We start from the raw sequence: 13,707 nt of genomic DNA, 5'->3' as shown, positions 1-13,707 counted from the left end.
GTCCGAGGTCCGGCGTACCGTCTGTGCCATGGACATCGTGCTCATCCCGGGACTCTGGCTGGACGCATCCTCCTGGCGTGCGGTGACCCCCGCGCTCGAGCGCGCGGGGCACACGCCGCATCCGCTCACGATGCCGGGGGTCGGCGAGCCCGCGCCGGCATCGGGCGACATCGGCATCGCGGACTGGGTCGCCGCGACGGTGTCCGAGATCGACCGGATCGACGGTCCCGTCGTGCTCGTCGGCCACAGCGGCGGCGGCAACGTCGCCTACGGCGCGGCAGACGCCCGCCCCGAGCGCGTGCAGCACATCGTGTTCCTCGACACCTTCCCGCCCGGCGACGGGGGTTCCATCTGGGAGTTCCCGGCCGTCGACGGGGTCGTCCCCTTCCCCGGCTGGAGCTTCTTCGACGCCTCCGACACCGCCGACCTCGCCGACGATCTCCGCGCGGCGATCGGTGCCGGCGCGCAGACGGTTCCCGTGCGCGTGCCGACCGACCCGATCCGTCTCACGGATGAGCGGCGCCGCAGCGTGCCCGCGACGATGATCACCTCGACGGTGCCCGAGGCGCAGATCCGCGCGCACATCGCGCAGGCGCCGGCGTGGGCGGCCGAGCTCGCCGCGCTCGAGAACCTGAACATCGTGCAGATCGTGCCCGACGGTGAGCCCACGGGCCACTGGCCGCAGTTCTCACGCCCCGGTGCGGTGGCGGCGGCGATCGTCGAGGCGATCGCGCGCTGACGCGGCGGGGTCGGTGCGGGTCAGTGCCCCATGCCGAGGCCGCCGTCGACGGGGATCACGGCGCCGGAGATGTAGGCGGCGTCGTCCGACGCGAGCCACGTGACGACGCCCGCGATCTCGTCGGGGGCCCCGAAGCGGCCGGCGGGGATGTTCTTCTTGTACTCCGCCTGCGTCTCGGGCGCGAGCTGCGCCGTCATGTCGGTCTCGACGAAGCCCGGAGCGACGACGTTCGCGGTGATGCCGCGCCCGCCGAGCTCCCGCGTGAGCGACCGGGCGAACCCGACGAGGCCGCTCTTGGACGAGGAGTAGTTGATCTGCCCGGGCGAGCCGTAGAGGCCCACGACCGACGAGATGAGGATGACGCGTCCCCAGCGCGCACGCAGCATCCCCTTCGATGCGCGCTTGACGACACGGAACGCACCGCCGAGGTTCGTCGCGACGACCGAGTCGAAGTCGTCCTCGGTCATGCGCAGCAGCAGCATGTCCTTCGTGATGCCGGCGTTGGCCACGACGATCCCGACCGGACCGAGCTCCTGCTCGACCTGTGTGAAGGCGACATCGACGGATGCCGCATCCGTGACGTCGGCGCGCACCGTCAGCGTGCCCTCGGGACCCTCGCCGGAGCGCGCCGTGACGGCGACCCGGTATCCCGCGGCGACGAAGCGCTCCGCAATGGCGCGACCGATGCCGCGGTTTCCGCCGGTGACGAGCACGACGCGATCGGTGAACATGACAGCTCCCTCGGGATGACGACGAACCGCCCCAGCCTAGCGGCGCGTCGTTTGACCTATGCCGCCCGCGCTGGAACGCTGGAGGCAGCATCGACGAAAGGCGCGACCGTGAGCACCCCGGAGAACCCCTCTAACGACGACCACGACGACGCGCGTCCGACGTACGCTCCTCCGGCCTACACGCCGCCTCCCGCGTACAGCGCGCCGCCCGCCTACACTCCTCCGGCCGAAGCGCCGGCGCCGCCCGCGGCGGACGCACCCCCGCAGGCGCCCGGCGCCTACCCCGCCTACGGCGGGTACGCGCAGCCGCAGTATCCCAGCGCGCCCGCGTACGGTGCCCCGGCGGGCCCGTACGGGGCCGCTCCCGCCTATGGCTACGCCGCTGTCAAGACGAACGTCCTCGCCATCATCTCGATGATCGCGAGCATCGCCGGATTCATCTGGATCCTTCCCTTCGTCGGCTCGCTCGCCGGCGCCATCATGGGTCACATCTCGCTCAAGCAGATCGCGCGCACGGGCGAGAAGGGTCGCGGCATGGCCCTGGCCGGCGTCATCGTGGGCTGGGTCGGCCTGGCCTTCCTCGTGCTGGGTGTGCTCTTCTTCCTGGCGTTCATCCCCTTCGCCGCCACGCAGTCGTCTTTCCGCTGATCCGCCGCGGGCGAAGCGGCGTACGCTGGATGGGTGAGGAACTCGTCTGCGCGGCAGTCTGCGACTTCGCTCCCCGCGTCGCCGCACGACGACACGAGCGACCGCGCGAAGCACTACCTCATCACGATGGGCGTGCGGGTCGCGTGCTTCGTGCTGATGGTCGCGATCACCCCCTACGGCTGGTACACGTGGGTGCTCGGTGCGGCCGCGGTGTTCCTGCCCTACTTCGCGGTCGTCACGGCCAACGTGAGCAAGAGCACGAACCGCACGACGTCGGAGTCGCCCGAGCTCGCCCTGCCGTCGCAGGCGTCGCCCACCGCCGCCGGCGGTCCCACCGTCATCCGGCTGAACGAGGCCCGCGCTGTCGACGAGGGCCCGCACGACGCGACCGGGCCCGTCGAGAAGGATTCCGCATGACCGGCGCCACCGACACCACGTGCTCGCGCGCCGGGTGCCGTGCGACGGCCCGCTGGCGCATCGACTGGCGCAATCCGCGCATCCACGCCGAGGACCGCCGCAAGACGTGGGTGGCGTGCGACGACCACGTGGCGTACCTGCGCGAGTTCCTCTCGGCGCGCTCCTTCCCGCTCGACGTGGGTGAACTCGAGGTTCCGTCATGAAGAACGCCCCCGCCGCCGTCCGCTGGTCGACCTATGTGCTCGTCGCCGCCGTGTTCGCGATCGCGTGCGCGTTCCTGTCGGACTGGCAGTTCACCCGCAACGGCGACCGCTCCGCGCAGCTCGCGCTCGTCGAGCAGAACTACGACGCCGCGCCGGTCGCCTTCGCCGAGCTGATCCCCGACGGCGAGACGCTCGACGCGGGTGATGAGTGGCATCCAGTCGTGTTGACGGGCGAGTACCTCGCCGATGAGCAGCTGCTCGTGCGCAACCGCCCGCACGGCGGCACGGCGGCGTATGAGGTTCTCGTGCCGTTCCGCCTCGACGACGGGCGCGTGCTCGTCGTCGATCGCGGCTGGGTTCCGCCCGGCGCCGACCAGCCCGAGCCCGATGCCGTGCCGGCACCGCCGGCCGGCGAGGTGACGGTCATCGTCCGGCTCCGGCCGGGTGAGCCGCTCCCCGCGTCCGGCCGCACGGCCGATGCGGGTCAGGTGCCGACGATCAACCTGCCCTTCGTCGCCGAGCGGGTCGCGCCCGACATCGGCGACGCGCTCGTGCAGAGCGCCTACGGCATCATCGTGTCCGAGGATCCCGCCGTCGAGGCGATGCCCGGTTCCCTCCCGTCGCCCTCCGAGGACCCCGGCCCGTACCTGTCGTACGCGATCCAGTGGATCCTGTTCGCCGTCATGGGCTTCATCTTCATCGGATACATGATCCGCACCGAGATCATCGCCCGCCGCGAGGACGCCGAGGACGACGAGCACTCCCCGCCGAGGCCGCCGCGCCCCGCGGCATCCGCTCGTCGTCGCGACCGCGACGCCGACGCCGAGGACGCCCTCCTCGACGCCGTCCGCTGACCCCACCCCTCACCCGCGAGACTGCACGGGGCGGCCGAGACCGCGGGGTTCACCCGCAGTCTCGGCGCGCGCGTGCAGTCTCGCCGTCAACGGGCAGAGGGGATGCCGCGGGCCGGTCAGGCGAGGGAGACGAGGTCGGCGTAGTCGCGACCCCAGATGTCCTCGACGCCGTCGGGAAGGATGAGCACACGCTCGGGATTGAGCGCCTCCACGGCGCCCTCGTCGTGCGAGACGAGCACGACGGCGCCCTCGTAGTGCGCGAGCGCACCGAGGATCTCCTCGCGCGAGGCGGGGTCCAGGTTGTTCGTGGGCTCGTCGAGCAGCAGCATGTTCGCCGAGGACACCACGAGCGTCGCGAGCGACAGTCGCGTCTTCTCGCCGCCCGAGAGCACACCGGCGGGCTTGAGCACGTCGTCGCCCGTGAACAGGAACGACCCGAGCACCTTGCGCGCCTCCGTCGCCGTGATGTCCGGCGCCGCCGACATCATGTTCTCGAGCACCGACCGCGAGACGTCGAGGTTCTCGTGCTCCTGCGCGTAGTAGCCGATCTTGAGACCGTGTCCCGGTTCGAGCTGCCCCGTGTCGGGCTTGTCGACGCCGGCGAGGATCCGCAGCAGCGTCGTCTTGCCGGCGCCGTTGAGGCCGAGGATCACGACGCGCGAACCGCGGTCGATCGCGAGGTCGACGTCGGTGAAGATCTCCAGCGAACCGTACGACTTCGACAGTCCCGACGCCATGAGCGGCGTCTTGCCGCACGGTGCGGGCTTGGGGAACCGCAGCTTCGCGACGCGCTCCTCCTGCCGCACCTCGTCGAGCCCCGCGAGCATCTTCTCCGCGCGCGCGACCATCTGGTGCGCGGCAGCCGCCTTCGACGCCTTCGCCCCGAACCTGGCCGCCTGCTGCTGCAGCACGGTGGCCTTCTTCTCGACGTTGGTGCGCTCCTTCTTGCGGCGCTCCTCGTCGGCCACCCGCTGGCGCAGGTAGTTCTTCCAGTTCATGTTGTAGACGTCGATGACCTGGCGGTTGGCATCCAGGTAGAAGACGCGGTTGACCGTCTCGCCGACGAGCTCGACATCGTGCGAGATCACGATGAGCCCGCCCTTGTATCCCTTGAGGAACTCCCTCAGCCACACGACGCTGTCGGCGTCGAGGTGGTTGGTCGGCTCGTCGAGGATCATCGTCTGGGCATCCGAGAACAGGATGCGAGCGAGTTCGATGCGGCGGCGCTGACCACCCGACAGCGTCTTGAGCGGCTGATCCAGGATCCGGTCCGGCAGCGAGAGGTTGTGAGCGATGGATGCCGCTTCCGCTTCGGCGGCATACCCCCCGAGCGCCTCGAACCTCTCGGTGAGGGTGCCGTACTTGCGCATCGCGCGAGCAGCGACAGCGGGATCGTCGTCGCCCATCGCGAGCGAGGCCTCCTGCATGCCGATCGCGAGCGAGCCGAGCCCGCGCGCGTCGAGCACACGGGTCCGCGCGAGCATCTCGGGGTCACCCGACCGGGGGTCCTGCGGCAGGTAGCCCAGCTCGCCCCAGCGTTCGACCTTGCCGTCGGCGGGGATCACGTCACCCGCGAGCACCTTCGTGAGCGTCGTCTTGCCGGCGCCGTTGCGGCCCACGAGGCCGATCTTGTCTCCATCGGAGACGCGGAAGGACACGTCCGACATGAGCACGCGTGCACCCACGCGGATCTCGAGGTCGTGCACGGCGAGCACAGCGGACGTCCGTTCTTCAGGGCGGGTGGGTGGGCGGCCGAGCGGCCAGCCGCCCAGTCTACCGGGTCTTCTCGTGCGCGTGACCGAGCCGCAGCCCGGGGACGAGCGCAAGCACCGAGAGCACGGCCGCGAGGGCGAAGACAGCCGTGAATCCCCCACCCGAGGCGCTCAGCGCCGTGAACACGAGCCCCATGACGGCGATCGTCGTGGCCGACCCGACAGCGTCCGAGATCGACAGAGCCGACGAATTGAATCCCTGGTTCCGCGGCGTCGAGTACGCGAGCGTGAGAACCGTGAGCCGCGGGTACATGAGCCCCATGCCGCTGCCCGCGAGCGCCCAGCCGGCGATGAGCAATCCGGGCGGCAGGTGCGACAGCGCCGTGATGCCCGCCAGCACGATCGCGGCGAGCAGCTGGGCGGTGCCGATGAGGGTGATGCGCGCGTTGCCGATGCGGTCGCCGAATCGGCCCTGCACGTCCGCCGCGAGTGCCCAGGTGAGCGCGGCGGCGGTGAGCCCGAGCCCCGCCCATGTTGGCGAGAACCCGTACTCGTCGATCAGCAGGTACGGAATGTAGATCTCGGCGCCGAACAGCGCTCCCGCGATGAGTCCCCGCATGAGCACGACACTGGGCAGTCCGCGTCCCGCCACGAGCGTGCGCGGCGGCAGCAGCGGCCGCGCGGCGAGGGCGATGACGACAGCGGATGCCGCCACCACGACCCATGCGCCCGCGCCGAGCTCGCCGGCCAGGCTCAGGGCGAGCGCGCCGACGGCGACCGCGACGGCACACGCGAGGCGGGGGGCGATGCGGCCCGTCGCCGGCTGATCGGTGTGCAGCGGAAGCCCGTGCAGGCGCGTCACCACCATCGCGAACGCCACGACGGTGAGACCGGCGACGCCGAGGAACACCCAGCGCCAATGCAGGAGCTCGGTGACGGCGCCGGCGAGGAACGGGCCGATGAGGGACGGCACGACCCACGCGGCTGAGAACGCCGCGAACACGCGGCCGTGCAGGTCGGTCGGGTAGACACGGGCGACGGCGACATACAGGGCGACCGTCTGGCCGCCCGTGCCGAGGCCCTGCACGAGCCGCCCCGCGACGAGCAGCTCCATCGTGGGCGCGGCGCCGGCGATGATGAGCCCGATCACGAAGAGCACGACCGCCGTCGTGAGCGGTGCGAGCACTCCCCCGCGGTCGCACCATGCGCCGACGGCGACCATGCCGATGACGCTGGTTGCCAGGGTGCCCGCGAAGGCGACGGCGTACAGCGACTCACCCGCCAGGTCGGCGCTGACGACGGGCATGACCGTCGTGACGGCGAGGGACTGCATCGCGGCGAGGAAGATCAGCGCGACGGCGCCGACCGTCACCCAGACGTAACGAGCGCTCCAGACACCGGCACCGCGATGCGCGGGCGCCGTCACGTGCTCACCAGCGCGGAGACGCGCCGGATCGCTTCGCGCAGCATGTCGGGTGCGCAGCCGAAATTGATCCGCACGTGTCCTGCGCCCTGCTCGCCGAACTGAGGACCGAAGTGGAAGGCGACCTTGGCGTCGCGCAGGATGAGCCGCCCCGGGTCATCGCCCCAGCCGTACGCCGAGAGGTCGACCCACGCCAGGAAGCCCGCGTCGGGGATCCGGTAGACGGCGTCGGGCAGGTACTCATCGAGCAGTTCGGCCAGCAGTCGGCGGTTGACATCGAGCGCGGCCAGCTGCGCATCGAGCCAGGCGTCGCTTTCGACCGAGAACGCCGCGATGGCCGCGATCGCTCCGAAGTGCGCCGTGCGCCATTCGATCTCGTCGGGAAGCGCCCGCAGCACGGCGGAGTTCTCGTCGGAAGCGGTCACCATGAGGGCGCACTTCAGGCCCGCGAGGTTGAACGCCTTGCTCGCCGACACGAAGGCGTAGCCGACACGTTCGGCAGCGGGCGAGGCAGACAGGAACGGTGTGAAGACGACATCGGGCTGCGTGAGCGGAGCATGGATCTCATCGCTCAGGACGACGGCCCCGTGCCTTTCGGCGATGGCGGCGAGTTCGGCGAGGTCCGCCTTGGCGTGCACGGTCCCCGTCGGGTTGTGCGGATTGCACAGCAGCACGGTCCGCGCGCCCGCGGCGAGAGCGGACTCGATGCCTGTCAGATCCAGCTGCCACCCGGCATCCGATTCGCGCAGCGGCACGGTCTCGACGACGGCACCCGCTTCGGGGATGCAGTCGAAGAACGGCGGATACACGGGGGTCGTCACGACGACCCGGTCTCCGGGGCTGGTGACCCGTCGCAGAACTTCGACGACGCCCATCATCACGTCGCATGTCGTGCGGGCGCGGGCGGGGTCGACACTCCAGCCGAATCGACGGAGCGCAAAGGCCGCATAGGCCGCCCCGACGCCCGCGCCGGGCGCCGAGTACCCCGTGTCGCCGAGCTCGACGGCGCGCGCCAGGGCGGCCGTGATCGCGGGCGCCGGTGCGAAGTCGGTCTCGGCGACGAACAGCGGCAGGACGTCGTCGGGATACGCACGCCACTTGACGCTCGTGCGCTCTCGGAGACGTTCGACGGGAAGGGCCTGCAGGGGGGTCACGCTCACCGCGCAAGCCTACCGAAGGTCAGATGGCGAAGCCGAGCGCCCGCATCATGTCGCGGCCGTCGTCGGTGATGCGCTCCGGACCCCACGGCGGCATCCACACCCAGTTGATGCGGAAGCGATCCACGACCTCGTCGAGGGACTGCGCGGTCTGCTCTTCGAGCACGTCGGTGAGCGGGCAGCCCGCCGACGTCAGCGTCATGTGGATGATGAGGGCGTCGTTCTCGTCATCCCATGCGAGGTCGTAGATGAGTCCGAGGTCGACGACGTTGATCCCCAGTTCGGGGTCCATGACGTCCTTGAGCGCTTCGATGACCTCTTCGTACTTCTCGGGTGCGAGCGTGGCGGACATACGGCGATCCTACGCGCCGGCTTCGACGACGGCGCCGTCCGAAGGGTCGAGGAACCGGTCGTAGCCCTCGTTCTCGAGGCGGTCGGCCAGTTCGGGGCCGCCCTCTTCGACGATACGGCCGCCGATCATGACGTGGACGAAGTCGGGGTGAATGTAGCGCAGAATGCGCGTGTAGTGCGTGATCAGCAGGACACCGAGGTCGGTCTCCTCCTTCGCCCGGTTGACGCCTTCCGAAACGACCTTGAGCGCGTCGACATCGAGGCCCGAGTCGGTCTCGTCGAGCACGGCGATCTGCGGCTTCAGCAGTTCGAGCTGCAGGATCTCGTGGCGCTTCTTCTCGCCGCCCGAGAACCCCTCGTTGACGTTGCGCTGGGCGAACTTGCCGTCCATGCGCAGGTTCTTCATCGACTGCTTGACGTCCTTCGTCCAGTGGCGGATCGAGGGGGCTTCGCCTTCGATCGCCGTCTTGGCGGTGCGCAGGAAGTTCGTCACCGTCACGCCCGGGATCTCGACGGGGTACTGCATCGCGAGGAACAGGCCCGCGCGGGCACGCTCGTCGACGGACATCTCGAGCACGTCTTCGCCGTCGAGCGTGATGGAGCCGCTCACGACCTCGTACTTGGGGTGGCCGGCGATCGTGTAGGCGAGGGTCGACTTGCCCGAGCCGTTGGGGCCCATGATGGCGTGGGTCTCACCCTTGCGGATCGTGAGGGTCACACCGTTGAGGATGGGCGTGGTGCCGGCATCCGTCTGGACCGTCACATACAGGTCGCGGATCTCGAGGACAGACATTCAGACTTCCTTCTTCAAAGCGGGGTCGATGAGCACGTCGTCGCCGTCGATCTGAACGACATAGACGGGGACGGGCTCATACGCGGGGAGGTTGAGGGGCTTGCCGGTGCGCAGCGAGAAGGCCGAGCCGTGGGCCCAGCATTCGAGCGTCTCGCCGTCGACGAAGCCCTCGGACAGCGAGATGTCACCGTGCGTGCACGTGTCGCCGATCGCGTGCACCTCGCCACTGGAATCGAGCACGAGTGCGATCGGCACACCGTCGACCTCGACACGACGGGCTTCGTCCTGCACGAGGTCGCTGAGCGCGCACACGCGGGTCGCGCTCACGAAGCCGTCCCGCCCTCGAGTTCACGCTCGATGGCGGCGGACAGCTCTTCTTCGAGATCGGCGATGCCGATCTTCTGCACGATCTCGGTGAGGAATCCGATCACGACGAGGCGGCGGGCCTCGGCCTCGGGGATGCCGCGGGCCTGCAGGTAGAACAGCTGCTCGTCATCGAATCGGCCCGTCGCGCTCGCGTGACCGGCGCCCTGGATGTCGCCCGTCTCGATCTCGAGGTTCGGCACCGAATCGGCGCGCGCGCCGTCGGTCAGGATGAGGTTGCGGTTGGCCTCGTACGAGTCGGTGCCGACGGCATCCGCCCCGATGAGCACGTCGCCGACCCAGGCACTGCGAGCCGATTCGCCCTGCAGCGCGCCCTTGTAGAGCACGTCGCCGCGCGTGTGCGGACCCTTGTGGTGCAGGTACACCTGGCTCTCGAGGTGCTGACCGGCGTCGGAGTACGACAGTCCGTACAGCTCGCCCTGCGCGCCGGGGCCCGCGAGCTCCACCGAGGGGTTGACGCGTACGACGCCGCCGCCGAAGCTCACGACGAAGTGACGCAGGAAGGCGTCCTTGTCGACGCGCGCCTGGTGGGATGCCGCGTGCACGGCGTCGTCGTCCCACTGCTGCACCGTGATGACGTCGAGTCGGGCACCGTCACGCACGATGATCTCGACGTTCTGCGCGTGGTGCGCCGATCCGACGTGGCGAAACAGCACGATGGCGCGCGAGTTGGGCATCGCCTCGACGACGACATGCGCGTGCGCGAGGCCGCCCGTGCCGCGCAGGTCGACGACGATCGGCTCGTCGAGCTCGACGCCGGCGGGAATCCGCAGGAGCGGCGCGTCGGTCTCTTGGCTCCACGCGATCGCCGAGGGCAGGTCTTCGGGAGTGAACACGTCGCCGCGCGGCGACTGTCCGACCCGGAGGGTCAGCTGCTCGACGGCGGCGGGCGCGTCGACCGCGACCTCGACGACGCCGTGCGGGCCGGCCTCGTCGACGAACAGCGGCGCGAGCCGGTCGAGGGGCGCGTACTTGAACCCGACGTCGCGTGAGGTGGGGACGGAGAAATCAGCGGGGTCGAACGACCAGGGTCGTTCGGACCGCGTCTGCACCGGGACGAATGCCCCGGCCCCGTCGGAGTGCGCTCGAGAACCCGGCACCGTCGTGGGTGCCTGTGTCATGGCCGTCATCTAGCCGACCGATCCTTCCATGCCCATCTCGATGAGCTTGTTGAGTTCCATCGCATACTCCATGGGAAGCTCGCGTGCGATCGGCTCGATGAAGCCGCGCACGATCATCGCCATGGCCTCGGCCTCGGGAAGGCCGCGCGACTGGAGGTAGAACAGCTGTTCCTCGCTGACCTTGGACACCGTCGCCTCATGACCGAGCTGCACGTCGTCGACGCGGATGTCGATCGCGGGATAGGTGTCCGAGCGCGAGATGGTGTCGACCAGGAGGGCGTCGCACACGACCGAGTTCGCGGAATGGTGCGCTCCGGGCTCGACGCGGATCTCACCGCGGTAGCCCGTACGACCGCCGCCGCGGGCGATCGACTTCGAGACGATCGAGGATTGCGTGTAGGGCGCCATGTGCACCATCTTGGCGCCGGCGTCCTGGTGCTGTCCGGGACCGGCGAACGCGACCGACAGGGTCTCGCCCTTCGCGTGCTCGCCCACCAGGAAGATCGACGGGTACTTCATCGTGACCTTCGAGCCGATGTTGCCGTCGACCCACTCCATCGTCGCGCCCTCGTGCGCGACCGCACGCTTCGTGACGAGGTTGTAGACGTTGTTCGACCAGTTCTGGATCGTCGTGTAGCGCACGCGGGCGTTCTTCTTGACGATGATCTCGACCACGGCGGAGTGCAGCGAGTCGCTCTTGTAGATCGGGGCCGTGCAGCCCTCGATGTAGTGCACGTACGAGCCCTCGTCGGCGATGATGAGCGTCCGCTCGAACTGGCCCATGTTCTCGGTGTTGATCCGGAAGTAGGCCTGCAGCGGGATCTCGACGTGCACGCCCGGCGGCACGTAGACGAACGAGCCGCCCGACCAGACCGCCGTGTTCAGGGCCGCGAACTTGTTGTCTCCGGCGGGGATGACCGTGCCGAAGTACTCCTGGAAGAACTCGGGGTGCTCGCGCAGCGCCGTGTCGGTGTCCATGAAGATGACGCCCTGCTCCTCCAGATCCTCGCGGATCTGGTGGTAGACGACCTCGGACTCGTACTGCGCCGCGACGCCCGCGACCAGGCGCTGGCGCTCGGCCTCGGGGATGCCGAGCTTCTCGTACGTGTCACGGATCTCCTCGGGGAGGTCCTCCCACGACTGCGCCTGCTTCTCGGTCGAGCGCACGAAGTACTTGATGTTGTCGAAGTCGATCTCACTGAGATCAGCACCCCACGTGGGCATCGGCTTGCGGCCGAAGAGCTGATAGCCCTTGAGCCTGGTCTTCAGCATCCATTCGGGTTCGTCTTTGAGGGCCGAGATACCGCGCACGACGCTCTCGTCGATCCCTCGCTTGGCGATGGCACCCGCGGGATCCGCATCGTGCCATCCGAACTCGTAGACGCCCAGCCCATCCAGCTCCGGGCGGTCGATCAGCACATCTGACATCGTCACACTCTCCTCTGGGCCTCAACGGTTTCATCCGCCCCGGCATTCCGTTCACCTGATGTATTCGAAGGAATGGATGCCGCTGGTGGGCCCTCTCAAGTGGCGCTGTGCTTCGCGCCTAGACTGTCTCTGGATCACGGTGCCTCGGGCAGCCGCATCCGACCTCTTGATTCTACAGGGTCCGCCCGTCCCGCGGGCGAGACACCCTGCTCCGCCGCCGCACCGCAGTAGACCCGCAGGAGAACCCATGTCCGCGCAGACGCTCATCACCCCGACGCCGCGCTGGCTTCCGGACCACGTCGATCGGCGCATCCGTGTGTTCGCGTGGCTGTCGTTCCTGGCAGAGGTGCTCATCATCGGCACGGGAGGCGCCGTACGACTGACCGGCTCGGGCCTCGGCTGCCCCACGTGGCCCACCTGCACGGCGGATTCGCTCGTGCCGACGCCCGAGATGGGCATCCACGGGGTCATCGAATTCGGCAACCGCACCCTGACGGGGCTCGTCGGCATCCTCGCGCTCATCGTCGTCGTGCTCGTGTGGCGCATGCGCCGTTCACGCCGCGACCTCTTCGTGCTGGCCCTGATCGTGGTCGGCGGCGTCGTCGCGCAGGCGATCGTCGGCGGGATCACGGTCTGGACGGGGCTGAACCCCTTCATCGTCGGCTTCCACTACATCGCCTCGGTCGTGCTCGTGTGCGTCACGACGGCGTTCCTCGTGCGGATGCGGCAGGAGCCGGGGCCCCGCGTACTCGCCATGCCGCGGTGGTACGCCGTCGTCGCCCACGTCACGACTGTCGCGCTCGTCCTCACGATCGTGTTCGGCGTGCTCACGACCGGCGCCGGCCCCCACTCGGGCGACGCCGACGCGGGCCGCAGCGGGTTCAACGCCGAAGTGCTCGAGCACGTTCACGCGTGGCCGGGCTACATCCTGTTCGCGCTCACGCTCGTCCTGCTCGTGGGCTCGTGGGCGCGCCGCTCGGTCGTGCCGAGTCTCGCGCTGTGGACCGCGCTGCTGCTCGCCGCCGAGCTCGTGCAGATCGCCGTCGGTCTCTACCAGGCCCGCAACGGACTGCCCGTGCTCGCCGTCGGCGTGCACATGGTGCTCGCCGCCCTCACGGCCGCGACGATGACCGTCGTCATCCTGCACCTCAGGCTGCCCCAGGCCGCGATCGACGCCGAACGCGCGACACGCGCCCCCGAGGCCGCTCGTCCGCTCTGATCGGCCTCGCAGCACCGGCGGATCCGCGCGCGCACGCTGCGCTGCGGCGCGGTGCTCCACCCTCGCGCTACCAGAACCTGCACGCGCGCCCGGCCACCACCCTCGCGCTACCAAGACCTGCACGCGCGCCCGGCCACCACGCTCGCGCTACCGAAACCCGCCGGCCACCACCGTCGCGCTACCGAAACCCGCACGCGCGCCCGAGCACCACGCTCGCGCTACCAAGACCCGCACGCGCGCGCGAAGTTCGGGTAGCAGCTGCAGGTTTCGGTAGCGGCTGCTGAAACCCGCACGCGCGCCCGGCCACCACCCTCGCGCTACCAGAACCTGCACGCGCGCCGGGCCGACACCCTCGCGCTACCGAAACCTGCATACGCGCCCGGCCACCACCGTCGCGCTACCGAAACACGCACGCGCGCCCGAAGTTCGGGTAGCGACTGCGGGTTTCGGTAGCGCGGGCCGCAGTGGTCCTCGACCCCAGCCCGGCCGTGAGCTGTCGCCCGAGTCGAGACCACGGGCGCGCCGAG

At 69.7% G+C, this 13,707-nt stretch carries 15 protein-coding genes; 6 read left to right on the top strand and 9 right to left on the bottom strand.

The annotated features are described in order from the left end of the window. Positions 1–28 precede the first annotated feature (28 nt). Complete coding sequence (locus tag ACFC3F_RS02890; protein WP_376126408.1) at positions 29–739, top strand: alpha/beta fold hydrolase; 711 nt, start codon at positions 29–31, stop codon at positions 737–739. Between the two features lie 20 nt (positions 740–759). Here ACFC3F_RS02890 and ACFC3F_RS02885 read toward each other — a convergent pair whose 3' ends face one another. Continuing rightward, complete coding sequence (locus ACFC3F_RS02885; protein ID WP_376126406.1) at positions 760–1,470, bottom strand: beta-ketoacyl-ACP reductase; 711 nt, start codon at positions 1,468–1,470, stop codon at positions 760–762. A 108-nt stretch (positions 1,471–1,578) separates the two neighbouring features. Here ACFC3F_RS02885 and ACFC3F_RS02880 point away from each other — a divergent pair, with 108 nt between their 5' ends. From ACFC3F_RS02880 to ACFC3F_RS02865, 4 genes are read left to right on the top strand one after another with little or no spacing between them, the layout of a single operon-like run. Next, positions 1,579–2,118: a DUF4190 domain-containing protein gene (locus ACFC3F_RS02880; protein WP_376126404.1), complete on the top strand. Its 540-nt coding sequence runs from the start codon at positions 1,579–1,581 to the stop codon at positions 2,116–2,118. A gap of 33 nt (positions 2,119–2,151) precedes the next feature. After that, complete coding sequence (locus tag ACFC3F_RS02875; protein WP_376126402.1) at positions 2,152–2,535, top strand: DUF3099 domain-containing protein; 384 nt, start codon at positions 2,152–2,154, stop codon at positions 2,533–2,535. After that, positions 2,532–2,738: a hypothetical protein gene (locus tag ACFC3F_RS02870; RefSeq protein ID WP_376126400.1), complete on the top strand. Its 207-nt coding sequence runs from the start codon at positions 2,532–2,534 to the stop codon at positions 2,736–2,738. Before ACFC3F_RS02875 ends, ACFC3F_RS02870 begins: the two co-directional genes overlap by 4 nt. After that, positions 2,735–3,592, top strand: a complete 858-nt coding sequence (locus tag ACFC3F_RS02865) for an SURF1 family protein (protein ID WP_376126397.1) — start codon at positions 2,735–2,737, stop codon at positions 3,590–3,592. The genes ACFC3F_RS02870 and ACFC3F_RS02865 overlap by 4 nt, the downstream gene beginning before the upstream one ends. A 116-nt stretch (positions 3,593–3,708) precedes the next feature. Here the strand turns inward: ACFC3F_RS02865 and ACFC3F_RS02860 are convergent, their stop codons facing one another. Genes ACFC3F_RS02860 through sufB form a run of 8 tightly spaced genes read right to left on the bottom strand, consistent with a single transcriptional unit; the run spans position 3,709 to position 11,961 of the window. Next, entirely contained in the window at positions 3,709–5,307 is a 1,599-nt protein-coding gene (locus ACFC3F_RS02860) for an ABC-F family ATP-binding cassette domain-containing protein (RefSeq protein ID WP_376126394.1), read from the bottom strand. A 58-nt stretch (positions 5,308–5,365) separates the two neighbouring features. After that, on the bottom strand, positions 5,366–6,730 hold the full coding sequence (locus ACFC3F_RS02855) for an MFS transporter (protein WP_376126392.1): 1,365 nt from the start codon (positions 6,728–6,730) through the stop codon (positions 5,366–5,368). After that, complete coding sequence (locus ACFC3F_RS02850) at positions 6,727–7,887, bottom strand: MalY/PatB family protein (RefSeq protein WP_376126389.1); 1,161 nt, start codon at positions 7,885–7,887, stop codon at positions 6,727–6,729. The genes ACFC3F_RS02855 and ACFC3F_RS02850 overlap by 4 nt, the downstream gene beginning before the upstream one ends. A 19-nt stretch (positions 7,888–7,906) precedes the next feature. Next, positions 7,907–8,236 (bottom strand): metal-sulfur cluster assembly factor, encoded by a 330-nt coding sequence (locus ACFC3F_RS02845; RefSeq protein ID WP_376126386.1) that lies wholly within the window; start codon positions 8,234–8,236, stop codon positions 7,907–7,909. A 9-nt stretch (positions 8,237–8,245) separates the two neighbouring features. Then, the gene (gene sufC / locus ACFC3F_RS02840; protein WP_376126383.1) at positions 8,246–9,028 is read right to left on the bottom strand and encodes a Fe-S cluster assembly ATPase SufC; all 783 of its coding nucleotides are present in this window, start codon (positions 9,026–9,028) and stop codon (positions 8,246–8,248) included. Beyond that, a complete protein-coding gene (locus ACFC3F_RS02835; RefSeq protein ID WP_376126380.1) occupies positions 9,029–9,355 on the bottom strand; it encodes a non-heme iron oxygenase ferredoxin subunit in 327 nt (108 codons plus the stop codon). Further along, entirely contained in the window at positions 9,352–10,542 is a 1,191-nt protein-coding gene (gene sufD, locus ACFC3F_RS02830; RefSeq protein ID WP_376126378.1) for a Fe-S cluster assembly protein SufD, read from the bottom strand. The genes ACFC3F_RS02835 and sufD overlap by 4 nt, the downstream gene beginning before the upstream one ends. Beyond that, complete coding sequence (sufB, locus tag ACFC3F_RS02825) at positions 10,543–11,961, bottom strand: Fe-S cluster assembly protein SufB (protein ID WP_376126376.1); 1,419 nt, start codon at positions 11,959–11,961, stop codon at positions 10,543–10,545. 247 nt (positions 11,962–12,208) lie between these two features. Here sufB and ACFC3F_RS02820 point away from each other — a divergent pair, with 247 nt between their 5' ends. Next, positions 12,209–13,180: a heme A synthase gene (locus tag ACFC3F_RS02820; RefSeq protein ID WP_376126373.1), complete on the top strand. Its 972-nt coding sequence runs from the start codon at positions 12,209–12,211 to the stop codon at positions 13,178–13,180. Positions 13,181–13,707: the final 527 nt, after the last annotated feature.

The sequence above is a fragment of the Microbacterium sp. NPDC055910 genome (genome assembly GCF_042271185.1).
Classification (GTDB): Bacteria; Actinomycetota; Actinomycetes; order Actinomycetales; family Microbacteriaceae; genus Microbacterium.
Note: the sequence above shows the minus strand (reverse complement) of the source record. Positions and strands in the feature narration are given on the sequence as shown.

What these genes read in the sequence shown, in the direction of transcription:
- ACFC3F_RS02890 (WP_376126408.1), top strand. Translation starts at nt 29, where the DNA reads ATGGACATCGTGCTCATCCCGGGACTCTGGCTGGACGCATCCTCCTGG.
- ACFC3F_RS02845 (WP_376126386.1), bottom strand. Translation starts at nt 8,236, where the DNA reads ATGTCCGCCACGCTCGCACCCGAGAAGTACGAAGAGGTCATCGAAGCG.
- sufB (WP_376126376.1), bottom strand. Translation starts at nt 11,961, where the DNA reads ATGTCAGATGTGCTGATCGACCGCCCGGAGCTGGATGGGCTGGGCGTC.
- ACFC3F_RS02885 (WP_376126406.1), bottom strand. Translation starts at nt 1,470, where the DNA reads ATGTTCACCGATCGCGTCGTGCTCGTCACCGGCGGAAACCGCGGCATC.
- sufC (WP_376126383.1), bottom strand. Translation starts at nt 9,028, where the DNA reads ATGTCTGTCCTCGAGATCCGCGACCTGTATGTGACGGTCCAGACGGAT.
- ACFC3F_RS02865 (WP_376126397.1), top strand. Translation starts at nt 2,735, where the DNA reads ATGAAGAACGCCCCCGCCGCCGTCCGCTGGTCGACCTATGTGCTCGTC.
- ACFC3F_RS02870 (WP_376126400.1), top strand. Translation starts at nt 2,532, where the DNA reads ATGACCGGCGCCACCGACACCACGTGCTCGCGCGCCGGGTGCCGTGCG.
- ACFC3F_RS02820 (WP_376126373.1), top strand. Translation starts at nt 12,209, where the DNA reads ATGTCCGCGCAGACGCTCATCACCCCGACGCCGCGCTGGCTTCCGGAC.
- sufD (WP_376126378.1), bottom strand. Translation starts at nt 10,542, where the DNA reads ATGACGGCCATGACACAGGCACCCACGACGGTGCCGGGTTCTCGAGCG.